Source organism: Fulvivirga ulvae, from assembly GCF_021389975.1.
In the GTDB taxonomy this organism is placed as follows: Bacteria; Bacteroidota; Bacteroidia; order Cytophagales; family Cyclobacteriaceae; genus Fulvivirga; species Fulvivirga ulvae.
Genome location: NZ_CP089981.1, coordinates 6,030,054 through 6,049,294, shown reverse-complemented (window position 1 = coordinate 6,049,294; position 19,241 = coordinate 6,030,054). Strand labels below are relative to the sequence as shown.

Here is a 19,241-nt window from a genome sequence, read left to right as displayed (position 1 = left end):
CTTATTATGAATACATTAATTCGCTTAACTATAATATCAATATGGATCTTATCTATAGTTAGCTGCAGTAAAACTTCGAAGAGTGGGGAAGAAGGTTCTAATGAGAATACTGAAAGCTCTGTCAAAACCAATATTACATACCCAAGTGATGTAATTACCTCTCTCGACCAGTGGGGAATTATGTTGGGCAATGGGGATAACATAGATGATCTTAAAGACTTTAAACATGAAGACTATTTCTACACAGAAGATGATGGTACAAAATGGGTGGTTTATAAGGCGCCAAATGGCGGTATAACATCTCCCAACTCCCACAATACAAGAACAGAATTGGGCCAAAAGGAAAAGTGGACTCCAAAAACAGGAGGTAAGCTTACTGGTACATTGAAGGTCATGCATGTCTCAACTTCTGGTGATGCCAGAGTTCCAGCTTCTTATTCTGTTGTTGTAGGACAAATCCATAGTGGAGACGGGCACGAAAATGAGCCTTTAAAAATCTTCTATAAAAAGTTTCCAGGGCATACTAAGGGATCGGTTTTCTGGAACTATGAGATTAATACGGAAGGTGACAACTCGGAAAGATGGGATTACTCCACCGCTGTGTGGGGTTATGATATGTCTGTACTAGGCACCGAACCTCATGCTTATCCTGCTGAGCCTAAAGACGGCATTACCCTAGATGAAGAATTCAGCTACGAAGTTTATGTATACAAAGGTATTATGTATCTGATTTTTAAGAGTGAAGGTCACAAAACAAAAACGTTTACCAAGAATCTGATTGTTTCTGAATATGTAAATAAGTCTGATATCCCTCAACAAATTGTGGATTTGTACAGTGGAATTGGGCGTGACGGAACTGAAAAGCCTAATGCGTACGAGGGGGAATTGCAATTCTTTAAACAAGGTGCTTATAATCAAACCAACGGTAGAGAACCTGAGACTAACATGGTATGGAGCACCGGAGCAGATACTTTTAATGGGGATGTAGAGCAGCAATATGCCAATGGTAGTTATGCAGAGGTATGGTTTAGGTCATCTACCATCGGGCCGGGTGAAGCGCCTGCGCAATAGCGTATAGTTTTGTTGTGTAAAATTATAAAATACCCATATGACCGATTCAAGGCGTATTTTTATTAAAAAAGCAGGGGCCTTCGGCCTGTTGGCTCCGCTTTATACCCATGCCGCAGGTCAGTTTTTTCAAGAGCCCGAACCGTTAGATGTATATATTTTTTCTAAGCATCTGCAATTCTTAGATTATAAAAAATCGGCTGAACTTGCGGCTGACATCGGCTTTAAAGGGTTAGACCTTACCGTACGGCCAAAAGGGCATGTGTTGCCTGAAAATGTAAAGCAAGACCTGCCAAAGGCGATTGCTGAAATGAGGAAGGCAGGTCTGTCTTGTGAAATGATTACAACGGCTATTTCTGATGCTGCTAATCCAATAGACGTTGAAGTAATCGAAACGGCCGCAGTCGAGGGGGTCAAGTTTTACAGAAGCAACTGGTACAAATACAGTGAAAATCAATCGTTAGAAGCTTCACTTGATTACTATCAGGAAAAAATCAAACAATTAGGCGATCTAAACGAAAAACACAACATTGTAGGTTGCTATCAAAATCACTCCGGGATGAGTATTGGAGCCTCAGTATGGGAGGTGAAAAAACTATTAGAAGCAGCTAACCCTCAGTATTTTGGCACACAGTACGACATTAGGCATGCGGTAGCAGAAGGCGGTCGGTCATGGCCCAATGGTGTGAGGCTCCTAAAGAATCATATTAAAACCATTGCGCTAAAAGATTTTGTATGGGATAAGGAAAATGGTAAGTGGTATATCGTCAATGTCCCTATAGGAGAAGGAATGGTTGACTTTAGAAGTTATTTCCAATTGCTAAAAAGTTACGGAATTAAGCCACCTGTTTCCTTACACCTGGAATACCCGTTGGGCGGAGCTGAAAAAGGCAGCAGCGAGATTACCGTAGATCAACAGGTTGTTTTCAATGCCATGAAAAAAGACCTGTCTACTATTCAGAGTTTATGGAAAGAAGCCTGAGTTGTTAGTATTATAAATTAATTAAATTATGAAGAAAATAATCTTATCCTGTCTGTTGTTGTCTACGGCCTTACAGTTAGTGTTAAATATTGAAATTTTTTCCCAAAACCCGGACTTACCGCCAAGTGGTAATTTTGACCTTACAAGATGGAAAATCACTTTACCTGACCAGACGGAAAGACAAGAACAGGAGTTATCAGATGGGTTCGAAAGTGAGAATGAATTTTATACAGACCCTGTAACGGGGGCCATGGTTTTTAGATGCCCCAATGATGGGGAAACAGGAGGAAGTACTTATCCGCGTAGCGAGCTGCGCGAAATGCTGAGGGCAGGTAATACAGCTATCAGTACTACAGGTGTTGGCCTTAATAATTGGGTATTCTCATCCTCTAGTCAGGCAGTACAAGATGCCTCAGGAGCAGTAGATGGTATAATGACTGCTACTGTGGCCGTTGACCATGTATCAACCACTGGAGAGACCAGTAAAATTGGTCGGGTAATTATAGGGCAAATTCATGCCTCTAGTGATGAGCCCTGCAGGTTGTACTACCGAAAGCTACCCGGAAATTCTAAAGGATCAATTTATATCGCACATGAGCCGGTAACAGGAGACGAACAATGGTACGAAATGATAGGGAGTAGAAGTAGCAGTGCCTCCGACCCTGCTGATGGTATTGCATTGGGTGAAAAATTTGGATACAAAATCAAGGTAGTGGGCAACACCTTAACGGTATCTATCATGAGAGCGGGTAAGCCTGATGTTCACCAAATTGTTGATATGAGCACAAGTGGGTATGAAGACGATTGGATGTATTTTAAAGCCGGAAATTATAATCAAAATAATTCTGGTGATGAAGGAGATTATGCCCAGGTATCGTTTTTCGATCTGGATGTAACCCATGAAACCTATAATGCACCTTACGAGATCCCTCGATTTCAACCGTTCCTGGCTGGAAGTAAGCTACAAGCGCCAACAAGTACTACGGCTGCTACTACGGAAGAAATTATCAATGGCTATTCCTCAGACAGGTTTTATGTAGCAGAAGATGACAAAATAGCTTTTAATCAATCTGGAGCCAGCATGCGCACTGAATTACGGCATGAGACTAATTGGGTACTTTCTGAAGGGGACCGATCATTGCATGGTCGATTAAAATTTGTGGAGCAGACCTGCGACCAGGTAACGGTGGTGCAGATTCATGATGATGCCAATGCAGGAGATGGACCTAATAAACCACTTTTAAGAATATATAGGCACCTTACAAAACCCCCTGAAAGTCACTTATGGGCAGCAATAAAAACCGATGATGGTGGAGAAAATACGACCCATATTGATTTAGGGTTGGCGCCACCAGATTACTTTGATTGGGACGTACATGTAGAGGATGGTAATCTGATTATTGCCATTGATGGTGAGGAAAAGGCCAATGAAGAGGTCGCATTTTGGACTTTCCCAAGTTACTGGAAAACAGGTGTATATCTTCAAAATGATGGTGAAGCAACAGTTTACTTTGATGAACTCGAGGAGGGCAGTGGTGGTGAAGTAGTATCTATTGAAGATGATTTATCAAAAGATATAAGTATTTACCCAAACCCTACTGACTCATTCATAACTATCGATATAGTTAATCACCAACTACTTGATGGTACATTAACCTTATCCGATGCCACTGGCAAAGTGCTGAAAGAGTTTAACGACATCAATAAGGAAATGAAGTTGCAACTACCTGAAAAAAGAGGGCTTTACTTCATAATAATTAAGAAAGAGGAATTTACAAAAACCTTTAAAGTGATCAGAAGATAGTAGTTATGACTAACTGCTGTTTTAACATATAAGGTGTCTGATTGAGCGGTAAAAAATCATGAAAACCAGTCTTAAGTTTATTTGGGCTTTTTAATAACCTTGTGATTGTACCCGGAAAAGAATGGGATGCCGGAATGTATGTAGTTACTATAAAAAGCTCAGGCACGGAACATCAACGAAAGCTCATGATAGTAGATAAAAAGTGATAAAGCAGGGATCAGGTTGAATCTGCGAGGAGGCGTTAATAGCAACCAGCAAAAGCAGCAGGCAAACTGAAGTAAATGGCAGCGGATTTCGGGTTACTGATTTAAGGGGTAAGCTTCACTTTGCATGTTTTATTTTTTGATCTGTTTGTTCCAACTGCTTTCAACATGGTTCCATCATATCAATTACCGGAAGATTAAGAAGGTCATGACTTAAACCTTTAAAAGGAGAGGGACATGGCTTTTTTTACTTTGGAATAGTGGGGGCAATAACAGAAGGGAGGAAATTACTTCCTCATAAACAAAAATACCATGTACCCAATAAATGTCAACAGATAAAGCAGGGCCTCCCAACGGTCCAGTTTCTTTTTATTGATGGTAAACATAAACAATAGTAAGAGCACTGCACCCCCTAAAAGAATGTAGATATCAATGTTGAGTGCAGGGTCGTATTTTAAGGGTGTGATCAGGCCTGTAATGCCCAATACAAAAAGTATGTTGAAAATATTGGAGCCAATAACATTTCCGATAGCGATGTCAGCCTGCTTTTTATAGGCAGCAACGGCAGAGGTTGCCAGCTCAGGAAGTGATGTGCCGGCGGCTATGATGGTAAGCCCTATCAGTTTTTCGCTTACGTCAAACACACGGGCAACGTCTACAGCATTATCTACAACGAGCTTTCCTCCGAATATTAAACCTGCCAGACCTCCCAATATCCGTAAAGTAGTGCTTAGCCCGCCGTAAATTTTAATATTGCTTTCATCACCTTCAGGAGACGATTTCATGCTGAAAAATACATAGGCCAGAAATAAACCGAATAGTACAGTTAATATCACCGAGTCAATAAAGTTAAGCTGGTCAGAAGGACCTTTATCAAACATCGTGTCATTAATCAGGTAAAAAAGCAATAAGGTAATGAACAGCGAGAACGGTAGTTCCTTAAGTACGGTATTTCTCTGTACTACAAGTGGATAAATGGTCCCTGATACACCCAGGATCAGGAAGAGGTTAAAAATATTTGACCCTATAATATTACCAAATACCACATCGCTATGACCTTCTGTGCCGGAAATAATGTTGACCACAAGTTCTGGTGCGGAAGTACCAAGAGCCACTATGGTGAGGCCTATGGCAAGCTCAGAGATATTAAACTTCTTGGCCAGCGAAGATGCTCCTCCTACAAGTGCACCTGCACCCTTGATGAGCAATACAAAGCCAATAATAATAAGTGCGGAGTGTAATAGTAAAGCCAAATATCAGGGAGTTAAGCGGTTAAATCTAGTAAAAAACTCTTTTAATCAGCAAGCTCTGCCATCAAAATGTGATAAATATTTTGAATAAAGCCCGGATAAAGTATAAGCGTTTTAAAGGGCATAGTGCAGATATGAGACCGAAACAGGTCTCATATCTAATAGGTCGTGACTCTGCTAAGCCAGAAGGTCATTTTCAATGCTTTCCATAAGTTTATTCAAATCTGCATCTGCCTGGTCAAATTGAGCTGCATTATCCAGCTTTTTATTTACACTAATATAAAATTTGATCTTTGGCTCCGTTCCAGACGGGCGTGCAGATACTTTATACCCGGCCTCAGTAAAAAATTGGAGCACATTAGATTTCTCAAAATCAATGGCACTGGTCTCTCCGGTCAGCAAGTTCTTCTCCGTACTGTTTTGGTAGTCAATTACTTTTACCACTTTTGATCCGGCTAATTGGGCCGGAGGGGTGCTTCTGTAGTTTTGCATCATAGTTTTGATCTCATCAGCCCCTTTTTTGCCTTGTTTGGTCATAGAGATAAGCTTTTCTTTATAAAAACCGGCCTCAGTGTAAAGCTCCACAAGCAGGTCGAACAGCGATTTGCCCTGAGACCTGGCATAGGCGCACATTTCAGCAATCATAGCACATGAAGCAACGGCATCCTTATCTCTTACAAAGTCGCTGATCATATATCCATAACTCTCCTCACCTCCGGCTATGAAAGTTTTTTTACCCTCAAGCTCCCTGATAATAGAAGCGATGTATTTAAACCCAGTCAGTGTATTGTAGCATTTAACACCGAATCTTGCAGCTATCTCATCAATAAGCTCCGTGGTTACGATGGTCTTTACCACGTATTCATTGCCTTTATATTTGTTCAGTTCTTTCCATCTTTTCAGGATGTAGTAGATGAGTAAACTACCGGTTTGATTGCCGTTGAGAAGCTGATATTCACCTTTATTGTTTTTAACTGCAATCCCTACGCGATCAGCATCAGGATCGGTGGCCATAACCAACTCGGCATTTATTTCTTTGGCTTTTTTGAGTGAGAGCTTCAGCGCTTCTGCTTCCTCAGGGTTTGGGTAAACTACGGTGGGAAAGTCACCATTAGGCTCAGATTGTTCTTCTACAACATGTATATTTTCAAAACCAAACTTCTTAAGACATTCCGGTACCAGGCTTATTCCTGTACCATGAATAGGGGAGTAGACTATTTTAATATCCTTTTGCGATCTGATTATATCAGGAGAAAGGGAAAGCTTTTTGATTTCATTTAAGTACAGATTATCAATATTTTTTCCTATATTCTCTATGAGATCGTTATTAGCTTCAAACTTCACATCATTGATCGATTTGATCTGGTTGACTTCATTAATCACATTTTTATCGTGAGGAGCTACAAGCTGGGCTCCGTCATTCCAGTAGGCTTTATAACCGTTATATTCTTTTGGGTTATGAGAAGCGGTAAGCACCACACCGCTATGACATTTGAGGTGTCTTATGGCAAATGAAAGCTCGGGGGTAGGTCGGAGTTCCTCAAAAAGGTACACTTTTATACCATTGGCGGAAAAAACACCCGCTACGGTTTCGGCGAAAAAACGACTGTTATTACGGCTGTCATGTGCAAGAGCCACTTTAATTTCCTCATTAGGGTATGTCTTGATCAGGTAGTTAGCCAAACCTTGAGTGGCCATTCCTATGGTGTACTTGTTCATGCGATTGGATCCTGTGCCCATAATTCCGCGCAAACCGCCCGTACCAAACTCAAGATCTTTATAAAATGCCTCGGTAAGGGCTTCCGGGTCATTCATCAGACTACGGATTTCACCTTTTGCTTCGGTGTCTATATTGCTATCCAGCCAGCGCTGGGCCTTGGCTATAATTTCGTTCATGTGTTAAAAAATTTTTATAGGTTAATTTATGGATATTCCTTTCAATAAACAGCAATCTGCCTAAAGGGTTTGAAAAGAATTTACCGGTTTATATTTTAATTATCAGTTGTTTAGCCCTTTCTGATCAGGGGAAATCATAGAGCCTTGTATTGCAGGTATAAGGCAATAGTGCCGTAAAATTAATTGATAAATATTTTTATAAAAATTATTTATTTCGACGATCATAATTTCGAATGATATTTTTGGATGTTAGTTGCAGACTTTTGAGTTTTGTACGACTTTTTTAACAAATTGATAATAATGGATATAAAAGCACTGGACAACGACCTCATCTCACTAATAGAGAAAAAGATCGCATTAAGTAAAATTGACTATAGTAGTGAAGACTACGATGAGTTGGAGGAGGAATTACATGACCTCGAAGATGACTTTCTGGAAAAGTACGGCGATTATCTTGAGGATGCTTTTCATGAAGTACATGATGAGTTTTGTCCCGATACTGATGTTTTGTTACCGATTGCTTATTTGCCTAACGAAATTACTTCTACGGAGGATGGTTACGACATCTCTTTTAAGGAAGGTGTTTATGTTGAGGTTGATGATTATCCGGGCAAGGAAACCAAGCTTGTTCTTTTGCCAAAACCGACCAGGATAATTCTTCAGGTTGACCCTCAGCATAAAGAGGTAGTATGGAAGGCTAAATAGGTGCCTTATCTGATTCACAAGTAATAATAATATACCGGGACATAAAAGTCCTGTAGAGAAAAAGTCATTCTTTACCTGAATTCATTATCAGCAAAGAATGACTTTTTTTATAAAGTAGATCAATTTATTTAAAACCTGCCTTTTTTCTGACCCTGTCCAATACTTTATGGGCAATTATCCGGGCTTTCTCTTCACCTTTTTTTAACTGGTCATCCAGCTCTGCGGGGTTTTCCATAAAGTAGTTAAACTTTTCACGCTGCTCTTTATAGGTGTTCAGCAAAAGTTCAAATAACTCCTGCTTGGCATGTCCGTAACCGTAGTTTCCGGCCAGGTACTTCTCTCGCAGTTGCGCTGTCTGCTCTTCGGTAGCTACTATTTTATAGATAGCGAATACATTGCAGGTATCAGGGTCTTTGGGCTCTTCCAGAGGTGTGCTGTCTGTTACTATGCTCATGACCTGCTTTCTTAGCTTCTTTTCCGGTAAAAATATGTCAATGGTATTGCCGTACGACTTGCTCATTTTTTGCCCGTCGGTACCAGGAATCGTCATTACCTTTTCATCAATCTGGGCATCCGGAATAACGAAAGTCTCACCGTATTGATTATTAAAAATACTGGCAATATCACGGGTTATTTCCAGATGTTGCTTCTGATCTTTGCCTACAGGCACAATGTTAGCATCGTAAAGAATAATGTCAGCAGCCATTAGTACCGGGTAGGTAAAAAGCCCTGCATTGACATCAGCCAGTTTGTCTGATTTTTCTTTGAACGAATGCGCATTGGCCAGCATAGGAAAAGGCGTGATGCAATTGAGATACCAGGTAAGTTCGCAAACTTCGGGTATGCGTGACTGCCTGTAGAAAATGTTTGCCTCTGTATCAAAACCAAAGGCGAGCCAGGCAGCGGCGGTAGCGTTTACATTCTCCGTACGCTGTTGCGCATCTTTTATAGTGGTGAGAGAATGTAGATCTGCTATAAAAAACAGAGATTGATTGTCTTTCTGCTTAGAAAGCTCAATTGCAGGCTTTATTGCTCCGAGTATATTTCCCAAATGAGGCCTGCCGCTACTTTGAATACCTGTTAGAATTCTCGCCATATTTTTAAATTTTTTGGCAAATAAAAGAAAATCCGGTTACAATGATAAAACATACAAGGAATAACTGATTACCCAGGTACTATTTACATTTCCCGGATAAACGGTATATACAGACCGTTTGGATTTAATTTTGTTATTTATCTGTTAATTAGTGAATCAAACTTTACGTGATTTTATTCATTTTGTTACTTTTACTAACTTAAGCGGAACTTTTAAATGTACATCTATAATGCATGAAACGTAGTTTTAAAACATTCATGCAGACTATGTAATAAACCATCTTATATATGAATTTGAAAAGTATTTTTTTTGTCTTTGTCGGTGTTTTATCTATTAACCTGCTTAAAGCACAACAGGCCGAAACATTAGTATTTAGCGAGAAGACATTTGATTTCGGTACAGTTAAGGAAGAGGATGGGCCAGTAATCCATGAATTCAGCTTTATAAATAAAGGCTTGGAGCCTGTCAGCATACTAAGTGTTAAAGCCAGCTGTGGATGTACTACCCCAGACTGGAGCAAAGAGCCGGTTAAGCCCGGTGAAACCGGATACATACAGGCTCAGTATAATCCAAGAAACCGTCCGGGTCAGTTTAATAAGAGTCTGACTGTTACCACTAGTGCGGATGCAGCACCTTTAAGGCTTTATATCAGAGGCAATGTGGTGCCCCAGCCCAAGTCATTGGAAGATGATCTGCCTACTGAAATGGGAGCCATAAGGGTCAAATACAGGTCTCTTAATATGGGCAAAGTTGAGACTTCAGGAGAGCCTACAGTAAAGGAATTTGAAGTATATAACGCCACGGACAAGCCCGTGACCTTTCTGGATAAGCAGGATGCCCCTGCACACATTAAACTTACTTTTGAACCCATGGAGCTTGGCCCCAAATCTAAAGGATTGATTAAGGTTCACTACGATGCAAAAGCCAAAAACGATCTTGGTTTTTGTTCTGACAATGTTAAGTTTTTTACCAATGAAGAAGGTCCGGAAGCCGTTAAATCTGTATCTGTTTATGCTACTATAGAAGAGCATTTCCCGCCAATGACACAGGAAGAGCTTGAAAAGGCCCCACGTCTCAAGTTGGGGGAGAATGTTCATGATTTTGGCAAAATCGGCGGGGATAAAGCAGTTTCTACGACATTTATCCTGACGAATACAGGACAAACTCCGCTGGAGGTACGGCAAACAAAATCAAACTGTACCTGTGCTACTTCAAAACTTAAAAAGAGCAAACTTAAGCCAGGTGAGAGCACTGAAATGGAAGTAACCTTTAATCCCGAAGGTAGGCGTGGCAATCAGCAGAAATCCATTACCATATATTCAAATGATCCAAGGCACTCAGCACAAAGGGTGACGATAAAAGGGTATATAACAGTAGGGGACTAAGCTGTTGCAGAGGTAGTTCCAAACCTTAGTCGTCGGTTTGGGATTACCATTGCAGTTTTATTTTTAGCAATTTTCTTATCAAACAGCCCAGGCTCCGTCACCGGTTTTATAGTCAATGCATGCATCATAGCGGCCTGGTGTCTCTACATAGCGTCGGGCCTGAGTACAGCCAATTTCAGAACTAAAATAGCCGAGTAAGGTTAATTCTTTGATTATTCTAAAGTAATGAGGTGCCGCCTCGGGGTCATCCTTATTCTGAAGCGTGGTTTCCGTTTGTGCTTTATCCAGCTGATTCAGGAAGGCAATACGCTCTTCCGGTTTGGCCTCAGGAAAATCCCGACCATACTGTTTGTTGAAGGATTCTTTAAATGATATCAGGCCTTGTGTAAAGATTACCTGGTGTTTGGGTTCGTAGCAGTCCAGTACCATCATAGCCATAAAACCACCTATGCCAACAGATTTTGCTCCGGGTGTGTCCGTGGTAGGGATAATAGTTTCTCCAATTTCATCTAATAGGGTTACATCGCTTTCCATAAATAAAGCGTTGACGCGTTCATCTTTTTCAACAGAACATCCGGATAAAAAAGTGTTGGCACCGATGACCGTGCCTCCCATGATAACAGATACTGCTTTTAATGCTTCTCGTCGGTTCATATGATCAGATGTTTTGTTTCTTTAATTCATTTACTGCAATATCACATGCTCTTGCCGTTAATGCCATATAAGTCAATGATGGATTTTGACAAGCCGCGGAGGTCATGCAGGCCCCGTCAGTTACAAATACATTTTTTGCATCCCAAACCTGGTTGTTGCCATTTAAGACAGATGTTTTAGGATCTTTTCCCATACGCGCGGTTCCCATTTCATGAATACCCTGACCGAAAATATACCCGGAATCCCATGTATGCACATTTTTTACTCCTGCTGCTTCCAGCATTTCAGCCCCGTCGTTCATCATATCCAGCCTCATTTTGTTTTCATTATCTTTTAATTCGGCATCAGTGACCAAAGCCGGAAGTCCCCATTTGTCCTTTACCTCTGAGGATAGATAGATCCTGTTTTCGTGATAAGGAAGTATCTCACCGAAACCGGTAATGCCAATGGTCCACTGGCCGGGCTCAGACAGCGCTTCTTTTAGTTCTGCACCGATTCCCAGTTCGGCTACCTTGCTACTCCATCGTTCCCTGCTGGCACCACCCTGATAGCCAAATCCTCTCAAATAATCGCGTTTGTCGCCAAATAGATTTCTAAACCGCGGAATATAGACCCCATTAGGCCGGCGCCCGTAGTAATATTTGTCTTCATAGCCTTCCATAATGCCAGAAGCTCCTGCCCGAAAATGATGGTCCATAACGTTATGACCAAGCTCGCCAGAACTACTGCCTAAGCCTTCGGGCCAGATGTCAGTTGCCGAATTCATCAATATCCATGTGGAGTTAAAAGCTGAGGCACACAGAAATATTATTTTGGCATTGTATTCATAGGTCTGGTTGGTTTCAGCATCCAGCACTTCAACACCAGAAGCCTTTTTCTTGTCTTTGTCATATAATACCCGGGTTACAATAGAAAAGGGCCTTAGAGTAAGGTTACCGGTTTGCATGGCTGCAGGCAGAGTGGATGATTGCGTGCTGAAATATGCACCAAACGGACAGCCCAACCAGCATTTATTTCTATATTGACATTGGGCTCTTCCTGTTTTAGGCTCTGTGAGGTTGGCTGATCTGCCCATGATCATTCGGCGGGCACCCTGGTAGTGGGCCTTTATTCTTTGCGCTACGTCCTTTTCTACACAATTCATCTCCATGGCAGGTAGGAAATGGCCGTCTGGTAGCTGCGGAAGTCCTTCTACCGATCCGTTTACACCAATAAACTTTTCCACGTGGTCATACCAGGGAGCAAGGTGCTTGTAGCGGATAGGCCAGTCTACCGCTATGCCCTCTTTTGCATTGGCTTCAAAGTCGATTTCACTTAATCTGTAACTTTGGCGTCCCCATGTGAGTGAGCGACCACCTACCTGGTACCCTCTGAACCAATTAAACGGCTTTTCTTCTACATACGGGCATTCGGCCTCATGAGCCCAGAAGTCCAGGTTGAGCTCATTAAGTACATAGTCTCGTTTCAGTACAGGGTGTGCCTTTATCATTTCCTGGGTATCCATACCGCGGTGTGGCACCTCCCAGGGAGCGGTAGTGGCATTTTTGTAGTCTTTTACATGTTCTACATTCTTTCCGCGCTCTAGTAGTAGCACTTTTAGTCCCTTTTCGGTTAACTCCTTGGCTGCCCAACCACCACTTATGCCCGAACCTACTACTATCGCATCATAATTCTGATCTGCCATTAATTTCCTGTTTAAATATCACATAAATATATTGCTTCCCGGAGCGAGGCTTTTTTGTCCTCTTTTACCGGCCGGAACTCCTGGGCTACATAACCTTTAAAGCCGGTCGCCTGTATGGCTTTCATAATTGCCGGGTAATTCAGTTCCTGAGAGCTGTCAATCTCGTGCCTGCCTGGTACACCGGCTGTATGGTAATGGCCTATAAACTGGTGGTTATCCTGAATCGTGCGTATAATATCACCTTCACCGATCTGCATATGATAGATATCGTACAGGAGCTTGAAATTCTCACTACCTAGTCTTTTACATAATTCTGCTCCCCATGGTGTGTTGTCACACATTTGGTCCGGGTGATCAACTTTGCTATTCAAAAGCTCCATATGAATGATAACTCCTGATTTTTCTGCCAACGATAAAATTTGTTTTAAGCCTTCAACGCAATTTTTCAACCCGGTTTCATTATCCATGCCATCTCGGTTTCCACTAAAGCAGATCAGGTTTTTGTAACCGTTTTTGGCTACAAGGGGGATTACTTCGGAGTAGTTCTTCACAAGTTGCTGATGATAAGCTTTGTTATTCCAGCCTTTTTCAAGATTTATTTCTGCCCCGTTGCACATCGATGAATGTATACCGTGTTGTTTCAATATATTCCAATCGCCAGGCCCAACCAGGTCTATAGCATCGAAACCAATGTTCTTTACCAAAAGACAAAGCTCATCCAGCGAAAGCTGATTGAAGGTCCATCGGCATACCGAATGATTAATATTACGCTTAAGTTGAGGGTTGGTCTTTGAATAGGTTGTGCCAGTCCAAAGTGGGGTAGAGGCAACAGCTACTGTACCTGCCAGTAGCTTTTTTAAAACTGACCTTCTTTTATCTTTGAGGTTCATTGCAATCTGCTTTGATGATGTTGAAAAGAAATATTACCCTTCTCGGAAGGGTAATATTTGATAAAAAGCCTCCTTAAGATATATAAAAAGGTAGGTTCATGCAATGATATCAGGGCTTGTTGAGGTATATAAAATTCCGCAAACGTTTGAGGTGGTGATGAGCTGCCTGAATTTTACATCTTTATTATTCTCTGCTCTATTTTTTCCTGATTAGCGGTGATCTGAACTACATATATGCCAGCTGGCTGAGATGAAAGATCAATCTGACCTCTTTCTGCCAGGTTTTGTGTACTAACGATGTCTCCAGTGGCATTGTAAACTTTCACTTCTGTTTCGGTAAAGTTATTGAGGTGTACGTTTACAAGGCCTGAAGTTGGGTTTGGACCGATTTTGTATTTTGTTTTTAATGCAACAGCCAAAGGCTTAGAGTAAGTGGCTTTGCCGTCATGGTCAACCTGCTTAAGACGAAAGTAATTTTTGCCGGGCTCTGCTGAAGTAGTATAGGAGTAAGTTTGGTAGGTATTGCTAGTGCCGTTACCGGAAACCCAGCCAATAGACTCAAAGTTTTTAGCGTCTGCACTGTGTTGAATCTCAAAACCAGCATTGTTTGACTCGCTTGCGGTGGCCCATGAAAGGTCAATTTTTCCCTCAAGGTTTTCCCTGGCGTCAAAACGTGTGAGGCTTACAGGTAGTACCTCATCTTCTATTACATTGATTCTGAATGAAAGGTCGATACCTGACTGGAAGCCATTTATGTACGCCTTGCCGCCTTCGTAATCATTAATATCCGAGTGATTGAATTTTAGCTCTCCTTCAAAACCAGAGAAAATAAATGTGTAAGTATTACCGGATGCAAAATATAAAGATCCTCCGCTGATGTTTAGAAATATGGCCTGAAAACCATAGCCTGAAATACTGACATCGGACTGAGAGTACATCAAACTTGCTTCTTCAATACTTTCGCCATTGTAAATGGCCAGATCTCCCGTGTATGTTGCAGAATCAGCTTTGCCTATTTCAATAGAATAAAATATAGCTCCGGCGCAGTTTGCAACTGTGAAGCTTTGGCCTATTTTTTCTGTAATAGTCCCTTCACTGCCGTACTCAGTAGATACACAGTTGCCCTGAGCCTGGGTTTCAAACATTAAGGCACTGAATAATAACATCATTGCGGCGCTTATGCTTTTAATCTGAGGAATGTTGTTGTGGCTTTTCATCATGATTTGTATTTGAATCTTGATGCAAGGTAGGTAGATGCGTAGTTTTAATAAAATTGTATTTAACTGATTTTTTACAGTCGTATGTTTATTTTTAAGCTAATTAAATTGATATATTTTCTCTTAAGTGATAACTCTTAGGGCTATGGGGATTTGTCCTTAAAAAAGGTATAAGGGATAACCCCGAAACCCCCGAATAGCTTATAAATGCGAAATTGGTTTGGAGATAATCCTAAGCTAATAAAAACCGACTCTGCTCTGAATGAATGATTGTTTTCGCCTCCTTCTACCCTGAGAAGACTAATGTGAAAGTTAGGCCTGAAATTATTTAAGGCGCTAATGTATGAGTCATGTTAGTTTATGTGCGTTTTTGTCAAAAAATAATAAAAATGGACAAAAAGACTTGTTATATGTACATCATTTAGGAAGATCCGATGTGTATAGTTCATTATTGAAGGTGTTATTTATTGGTTTTAGCTGGTATTTTTCTTCTTTTTGAGGCTTTTGCTTTATGTCTATGCTGTATTATTTATTACATATGATGTTTAGTACCCATATGCTTTAAAGGGGATAGAGGTCATACGGTTAGTATCTAAGAGGCTTTTACAAGTTTTGGGGAAGCGCAGGTGAAAGGTTAGATAGCTATAAGTCACTATCGGGGGTGCAAAACTGCTGAAAAGTTTCAATATGAAGTTTAGAAAAAGTGGAGCAGAGTCAGGAGGGGACTCTGCTCCGATGACCAGAAATAATCTATGTTAAAAACATTGATTAACCCAAAAGTGACCCTCGCAAGGATCTATCCAACCAACGGGTGCATTCTGATCATCTTATCGGCATAAGCTTATATTACTTTTGCTCAATTAATTTTTACTTCAAACTTAGCGCTCCAATGTAAAATCAGGCCCTGAGAAAAATCTTATGTATCAGGCAGCGCTAATACTGACAAGGTCTGATGGATAAGCTTTAGTTTATAGCACACGAGTTTGGAGAAACCCCTAAAGGAGTTTTGATTTTTTTTAAATTATTTGCCCCGGTCTCTTTATTGATTGGTAGCTTTATTGTCAATTGCCGATAAAGCGGTTTAGTATAGGTTTTATGCAGGAAGCAGCGCATCAGGAATTCGAAACATTGTTTAATACTTATCATAAAGAGCTTTGCGGGCTCGCTTTTAACATTGTTGGAGATGCCGATGCAGCTAAGGATATAGTGCAGGATGTTTTTTATAAGCTATGGAAGAACCGTAGCAGTGTGAATTTTCAGCAGCAAATGAAGCATTATTTGTTTAAAGCCACTTCACATACCGCTCTGAACTATTTGAGGTCAAATATAAAAATTATTAAACTTGATGAAGAAAGTGCCGCCAGGGAAATTGCTGACTCGTTTCAACCTGAAAAAGAAACTGGCCGGGAACTGGAGGTTAGGGTTAGGGGGGCTATAGATAAGCTTCCTCCCAGATGTAAAACCATTTACCTGCTCAGCAGACATGAGGGCATGAAGTATAAGGAAATTGCTGAAGTACTTGGGTTGTCGCTCAAAACAGTGGAAAATCAAATGGGAATCGCTTTGCAAAAGCTTCGTCATGAGCTTAAACCATATTTAAGAGTCAGCTCTCTGGTGCTTATTATTCTGATAGGGCTTGTATGGATGCTTTTACATGAATTTAAAACTTAACTGGCTTGGGGGTATAGACTGATCTCTGTGCTATAAGTTATAAAGTGGCTTTAACGCTTCTTGATGTTCTATTTGTAAACATAAACTTTAGCATTATGAAGAGGGTGGTTTTTGGAGTAATAGCAATAATAGTTGTAGTTTTAGTTTCATCATGTTCTTCTCGTACATGTCCGGCTTATTCAAAATTTTCGCAACAGAAGCACGTGAAAATAAAACATGGGTAAAAAGTAGTATACCTTTATATAGTACAAAATTAATGAAAAAGAGTACTCCACATTGGAATAAACTTGCTGCTTATCTGTCAGGCGATCTCGACGATCCTGAAAGAGAAGAAATGGATCTTTGGATAAAATCTTCTCTGCAGAATCAAAAAGAATTTGCCGAAGCAAAGCAGATTTGGGAAAACTCCGGTGTAAGGTTGGATGTGCGGGAAACGGATACAGCATATGAATGGGAGAGATTACAATTAAGAATAAACAATGAAAGCTCCTCATTTGAAGCTCAAACTGTGGGAAGATATAGCATGTGGCTTAAAATAGCTGCGGGTGTTTTGCTGTTTGCCATTGCCCTGTTTATTCTTTGGCCCGTAGAGCAAATGATCGACATTAGTGCTAAAGAAGGGGTGGTAACTTTTTATCTGCCTGATAGTACAAAAGTATGGCTCAATGCAGGCAGCAAATTGAGTTACCCTGAAGATTTTGGCGAGGAAAACAGGAGGGTTACCCTTATAGGAGAAGGTTATTTTGAAGTACAGCCGGATAGTTTGAAACCCTTTATTGTAAAAGCCTCGCTGGCCTATGCCCGTGTGTTAGGCACGTCGTTCAATATCAAAGAAGATTCTGTAGGTGTTGTACTAACAGTTGCAGAGGGAAAGGTTAGTGTTTCATCCGTAAAATCTAAAAATAAGCAGAAGGTAGTGGTTATAGCGGGCGAAAAGGCAGTTGTGACCTTAAGCGAGGGGCCAGTCAAATCTCAAAATTCGGAGGTAGCATACGCCACATGGAGAGAGCATAATAATAAGGCCTATGAGCATGAGAAAGATAATCCGAAAGCGTATTTGACTAACAGATTTAGCTGGGAGAAAAACAAAATTAATATATCGGTCATTGAAGGGCAGCTCGTTAACCGGGCGGATATAGCTATTTACACAGATGTAGTTTTGAACGCAACCTATACTAAGCCCAATGGAAAAACTTCAACCGCATCATTTATAATCACTGACAGGATTCAGCCCGGGGAAACAGTGAATTATAAAAAGCGTTTGTTTGACATTTTTACGGATACTCAGAAAATAGTTGTAGAAGTTGAGTCCGCCAGCGTTATCAGTTCCGCAGATCTGTAACTAACAGCAGCAGGATCAGTGGCTGCTCTTTGCTTCGTAAGGAGTGCCCACAGCATCTATAAACTGCACCTGTTTTCGCGGGTAAACCGGGATAATTTTCCCTTTGTACTTATCTTTATTTAATTCTTCCGTTACTTTTAATATAAGCTCACTTTTCCATTTTCTTCTTTCACGGGCACCTACAAGGTAGCGAACTACAATATCGGTCCACGATTCGGTAAGCGAAAGGTATATTTCCGGCTTATCTGCAACAGTATGATTCAAGTTTGCCTTTTTCAATATGCTGGAATATTTTTCTGAAGGCTCTCTGATGTAATCACCCAGCAGGTCTGAAGCAACATTATTAATAACATCCATAGCAAGTTTTATATTAGATTCATTGGCAACAGCTATGGCCAGTTCGTCCCAAACGAATGAAAAATCACGGGTCAGATTAACTACTGTTCCTGAAAGGATCTCATTATTGGGAAAAGTTACCAGCCGGCCTGTTGGTTGCTCTGCCTGTACGAATCCCTGCCTGTAAGGAGCTCCGATTTCCCATACCGTGGTTGTGAGAAAGTCAATCTTGTACACATCGCCAAAAACCTCTCCAACGCTTACGCGGTCTCCAACACGGTAATATCCCTGAAATGAGTTTTGCAGCCAGCCGGTAAAACTCTCGATGGGTGTCTGGAGAGACCATGACAACGCCAGACCCACTAAACCGAGTGAACCTACAAGAGCACGTATATCTCCGGCCACTACGCTGACTGCAACGCCAATTGCAAACAGCCAAACCGAAATAATCACCAGCGTGGTAATAGCATAACCATTTTTCCACTTTCCGATGGTTTTGGACAGTAAACTCCTGATCAATTTCACCAAAAGCCACGCAATAATAAGAGTAACAAGTGCGATCAAAAATTTAGGAAGGTTAGCATAAAAGCCGCGCCAGATATTAGTGACGGTGACAATAGCTTCGTTTTTTGCTACTTCAGTGAATTCCTTGCCTTCCGCCGCATGGGTATTGGTAGTTACTTTTTCATCAATGGCCCCTGTTTGCGCATAAAGGGTGTTGCTCTGCGTATACCCGGCTTCTTCTGGAGCAAGGATCAGCATCAAAAAACCGGTTATGGCTACTGCCAGAATAGTAGCCTGCTTGAATTGTTTGAGTCTGTTTTGGGCTCCTTTTACTGTAGTTCCCCTTTTTCTCCTCATAGCTTTATCAGGCCTTTTACGTGCTTTTTGTATGTAAGAGTCATGCCGGTTCTGTTTACTGACTGATCTTTTGTCCGCAGACTCGAGATCATGTTTATTGAGGTTTGATGCCATTTTCATTGTGAGTTAGGTATATCAGAAGCTAACTTTAAAATGATTCAGGCCCATGGATTGTTTTATAAAACAGCAAATAGGGG

At 41.0% G+C, this 19,241-nt stretch carries 15 protein-coding genes; 7 read left to right on the top strand and 8 right to left on the bottom strand.

All coding sequences use genetic code 11. The features are described from left to right. Nucleotides 1-6 precede the first annotated feature (6 nt). From LVD17_RS25315 to LVD17_RS25305, 3 genes are read left to right on the top strand one after another with little or no spacing between them, the layout of a single operon-like run. Nucleotides 7-1,071, top strand: coding sequence for a polysaccharide lyase family 7 protein (locus LVD17_RS25315; RefSeq protein WP_233762632.1), 1,065 nt, complete (start codon nucleotides 7-9; stop codon nucleotides 1,069-1,071). A gap of 37 nt (nucleotides 1,072-1,108) precedes the next feature. After that, nucleotides 1,109-2,050 (top strand): sugar phosphate isomerase/epimerase family protein, encoded by a 942-nt coding sequence (locus LVD17_RS25310; protein ID WP_233762630.1) that lies wholly within the window; start codon nucleotides 1,109-1,111, stop codon nucleotides 2,048-2,050. A 28-nt stretch (nucleotides 2,051-2,078) separates the two neighbouring features. Continuing rightward, nucleotides 2,079-3,854, top strand: coding sequence for a polysaccharide lyase family 7 protein (locus LVD17_RS25305; protein WP_233762628.1), 1,776 nt, complete (start codon nucleotides 2,079-2,081; stop codon nucleotides 3,852-3,854). Between the two features lie 490 nt (nucleotides 3,855-4,344). On the opposite strand, the gene LVD17_RS25300 is transcribed toward LVD17_RS25305, so the two are convergent. Then, complete coding sequence (locus LVD17_RS25300; RefSeq protein ID WP_233762626.1) at nucleotides 4,345-5,310, bottom strand: calcium/sodium antiporter; 966 nt, start codon at nucleotides 5,308-5,310, stop codon at nucleotides 4,345-4,347. A gap of 174 nt (nucleotides 5,311-5,484) precedes the next feature. Next, on the bottom strand, nucleotides 5,485-7,203 hold the full coding sequence (locus LVD17_RS25295; RefSeq protein ID WP_233762624.1) for a phospho-sugar mutase: 1,719 nt from the start codon (nucleotides 7,201-7,203) through the stop codon (nucleotides 5,485-5,487). A 300-nt stretch (nucleotides 7,204-7,503) separates the two neighbouring features. On the opposite strand from LVD17_RS25295, the gene LVD17_RS25290 reads away from it, so the two are divergent. Continuing rightward, nucleotides 7,504-7,908 (top strand): hypothetical protein, encoded by a 405-nt coding sequence (locus tag LVD17_RS25290; RefSeq protein ID WP_233762621.1) that lies wholly within the window; start codon nucleotides 7,504-7,506, stop codon nucleotides 7,906-7,908. Nucleotides 7,909-8,032: 124 nt separating this feature from the next. Here LVD17_RS25290 and trpS read toward each other — a convergent pair whose 3' ends face one another. Beyond that, nucleotides 8,033-9,004 (bottom strand): tryptophan--tRNA ligase, encoded by a 972-nt coding sequence (gene trpS / locus LVD17_RS25285; RefSeq protein WP_233762619.1) that lies wholly within the window; start codon nucleotides 9,002-9,004, stop codon nucleotides 8,033-8,035. Between the two features lie 287 nt (nucleotides 9,005-9,291). Here trpS and LVD17_RS25280 point away from each other — a divergent pair, with 287 nt between their 5' ends. Continuing rightward, nucleotides 9,292-10,389, top strand: a complete 1,098-nt coding sequence (locus LVD17_RS25280; protein ID WP_233762617.1) for a DUF1573 domain-containing protein — start codon at nucleotides 9,292-9,294, stop codon at nucleotides 10,387-10,389. Nucleotides 10,390-10,467: 78 nt separating this feature from the next. On the opposite strand, the gene LVD17_RS25275 is transcribed toward LVD17_RS25280, so the two are convergent. The 4 genes from LVD17_RS25275 to LVD17_RS25260 all read right to left on the bottom strand — a co-directional run bounded on the left by LVD17_RS25275 (nucleotide 10,468) and on the right by LVD17_RS25260 (nucleotide 14,837). After that, complete coding sequence (locus LVD17_RS25275; protein ID WP_233762615.1) at nucleotides 10,468-11,043, bottom strand: gluconate 2-dehydrogenase subunit 3 family protein; 576 nt, start codon at nucleotides 11,041-11,043, stop codon at nucleotides 10,468-10,470. 4 nt (nucleotides 11,044-11,047) lie between these two features. Then, nucleotides 11,048-12,727, bottom strand: a complete 1,680-nt coding sequence (locus LVD17_RS25270; RefSeq protein WP_233762613.1) for a GMC oxidoreductase — start codon at nucleotides 12,725-12,727, stop codon at nucleotides 11,048-11,050. An 11-nt stretch (nucleotides 12,728-12,738) separates the two neighbouring features. After that, nucleotides 12,739-13,617, bottom strand: a complete 879-nt coding sequence (locus LVD17_RS25265) for a hydroxypyruvate isomerase family protein (protein WP_233762611.1) — start codon at nucleotides 13,615-13,617, stop codon at nucleotides 12,739-12,741. Between the two features lie 173 nt (nucleotides 13,618-13,790). Then, entirely contained in the window at nucleotides 13,791-14,837 is a 1,047-nt protein-coding gene (locus LVD17_RS25260) for a T9SS type A sorting domain-containing protein (protein ID WP_233762609.1), read from the bottom strand. Between the two features lie 1,092 nt (nucleotides 14,838-15,929). On the opposite strand from LVD17_RS25260, the gene LVD17_RS25255 reads away from it, so the two are divergent. Both LVD17_RS25255 and LVD17_RS25250 read left to right on the top strand, forming a co-directional pair. Further along, nucleotides 15,930-16,505 carry an RNA polymerase sigma-70 factor gene (locus LVD17_RS25255; protein WP_233762607.1) on the top strand — a complete coding sequence of 192 codons (576 nt, stop codon included), beginning with the start codon at nucleotides 15,930-15,932 and terminating at the stop codon, nucleotides 16,503-16,505. Between the two features lie 256 nt (nucleotides 16,506-16,761). After that, complete coding sequence (locus LVD17_RS25250; protein WP_233762605.1) at nucleotides 16,762-17,847, top strand: FecR domain-containing protein; 1,086 nt, start codon at nucleotides 16,762-16,764, stop codon at nucleotides 17,845-17,847. A 15-nt stretch (nucleotides 17,848-17,862) separates the two neighbouring features. Here the strand turns inward: LVD17_RS25250 and LVD17_RS25245 are convergent, their stop codons facing one another. After that, on the bottom strand, nucleotides 17,863-19,164 hold the full coding sequence (locus LVD17_RS25245; protein ID WP_233762603.1) for a mechanosensitive ion channel family protein: 1,302 nt from the start codon (nucleotides 19,162-19,164) through the stop codon (nucleotides 17,863-17,865). Nucleotides 19,165-19,241 lie beyond the last annotated feature (77 nt).